The organism is Haladaptatus sp. DYF46, from assembly GCF_021083305.1.
Taxonomy (GTDB): Archaea; Halobacteriota; Halobacteria; order Halobacteriales; family Haladaptataceae; genus Haladaptatus.
Genome location: NZ_JAJFAY010000022.1, coordinates 1 through 2,316, shown reverse-complemented (window position 1 = coordinate 2,316; position 2,316 = coordinate 1). Strand labels below are relative to the sequence as shown.

Below are 2,316 nucleotides of genomic sequence, written 5' to 3'. Positions count from 1 at the left end.
TGAAGATGAGACTACACAGGTAATAGCAACCCTAGAATGCACGATTTGGGACAATCCACCCTCTACAAGCGTCTCAAACTGAACCACAGATGCCGCTTCTAGTCAGGCTACTAACTATTGGACGAATTAACGATGATTCGAACCAGAGCTGCCGCTGCTCACCCAACGTTTATTGCCTTGAAACAGGATCCCTAGCCAATTCCAGTCCGCTTTAGCAGCGTGAGAACTGTGTTCGCCGTCACAATCGGTGATCGTTCGTACTCGCCGGTCACATCGATCTGTACTAGCAAATCAACGGCACGCCAAATCGAGTACAGCAAACATGCAAACACGAAGTAGAAGAATCGCAGCACAAAATTTTTCGAGGTTGTGGCCGCCATGAACCGCTTGACGCTCTTATACCCACTCTCAATCTCCCAGCGATAGTCATATTCGCGTAACAGGCTGGGATCACCATTCGTCATAAACACCGAATACTGCCGATAATCCGTCCGCTCGGAGTTGTCCCTGCGTCGGTAGATCAGTGTTGTTTCGTGCCTTTCATCGTCGTTCAGCAGAAGATTCCGGTCTGTCACGTACTGATCCTGATCCCACTGCAGCAACCGCTGTGCTTGGGCTTGCTCGCTCGTCTGCATTCGTTTTGGTACAACATACCGGAGCCCGCGCTGATCAATCTCCTCCAAGATATGCTGGCTATCGAACTCTCGGTCCATCAGGACGTTATCGACGATGACGTGCTCTTGAGCGGAATCTAAGAGATCTCGCACAATCTCTAACCGAGAGTCACCCTTTCGAACCGGGCGAGCGTCTAAGACAATTGGTACCGCATTGCCGACGAGCTGGATCGTCGCCCACTGATAGGCGTATTCACCGTCCTTTGTCCCGAGAATCTCCTCTTCATGTCCGGTACGATCTCCTGTAAATGGGTTATCTTCAGTCGTGTCGATCGCGACGATGCCAGCCCGATGGAATGCAGCTGTTTCGGCAACTCGATCTAGTAACCGGCCAATTGCCTCACAATACATCTCACGAATTTCGTCGATAGAAAGGTCACGAAGGTGCGTTCGATGAGTATGTCCGAGTGGCGTTCGGTCTCGCCGGGATTCAAGTGTGAAACTCCGTGCGCCTTCATTGGCTGCCAAATTCTCGCGAAGGCCAAGATACGTCTGCAAATCCCAGAATGCATTTGCGTGAATTTCACAGTGTGAATTACGGCCGAGCGAGAATGCAGGATAGACGACTCGTACAAGGTCGTCTGTGAGTTTGTCAGCACTATCGAGTAGCGTTTGTCTACCGAAGTCGTTCTCGTTATCTACGACATGATAGCTGGAGGATTGGGCTGGTGTACGTGGAGTTTCGACGTTTCTTCGATCCGCCTGTTTGAGAATCGTTCGTGCGCTCTCGGTGATCGTCTCTCTCAAATCGGTCGGGAAGCGGTAGTGCCACGTTCGCCACAGCGTCGACTGATTGGGAAGAGTCTCGAATCCGAGTTGGTGCTGGGTTGAAGGCTGTTGTGCGAGGTACTCGAGGAGTGCTGTCTCGTGTTCCCATCCATGGACTTCCTTGAGCAGAAACACGCGGAAGAGCAGGCTCATTCCAAATTTTGTCGATCCGCTATATCGGTCGTGAACATCAAAATTGACGTATTGCAGTGGTAATTCACACACCAAATCATCAACTGAATCGTGCGCCTCGTGCGAGAACCAAGCTGCAGCGACAGTCCGGATATCCTCTCCGAGTGCACCAAGAGAACTGCGATCGTACAGTAATGTCGTATCGTAGACTGGCCAGTGGTTCCGTGAGGTGGTCGCGATCGTTCGAAAGACACTGCGTCGAGACCGAGGCGTAGACACTGTTAGTCGGCCGAGGTGGGAGATCGCTGATGCTGATTAGATGATGTCTTCGATGCCGTTTTTACACCTAGTCCCCAGAAAGAGAGACCAGCTCCCATGAAGAGATACCAGAGTGCAATCCGGAGATCGGCTGGGATAGGGAGATCTGCATGGATCCCAAATTGAGGGACAGCTACGAATAGAAAAACAATCAAGATACTTGTTTTAGTATCCATTTGTTTCCACACCGAGACATACCGAGAGAGGGACCACCCAGCGAGTCCCCAGACAGCCGCAATTAGGACGGCTAACTGCACATTCCAGTACCCATCAATGTAGAGGATTGCTGTGGGCACGCACACACCGAGGGCACCAGCAAGGGCATTTCGTCGTGAAATCATACGTTGATAATTTTTGTCAAAGCATAATAAAACACTCGCTCATACCGATTTCTATGCATTGAGAGCACCAGTCTCAACTTCTG

At 50.9% G+C, this 2,316-nt stretch carries 1 protein-coding gene; it reads right to left on the bottom strand.

Translation table 11 applies throughout. From position 1 onward, the window contains the following. Positions 1-191 precede the first annotated feature (191 nt). A complete protein-coding gene (locus tag LJF34_RS28740; protein ID WP_231190431.1) occupies positions 192-1,595 on the bottom strand; it encodes a transposase in 1,404 nt (467 codons plus the stop codon). Positions 1,596-2,316 lie beyond the last annotated feature (721 nt).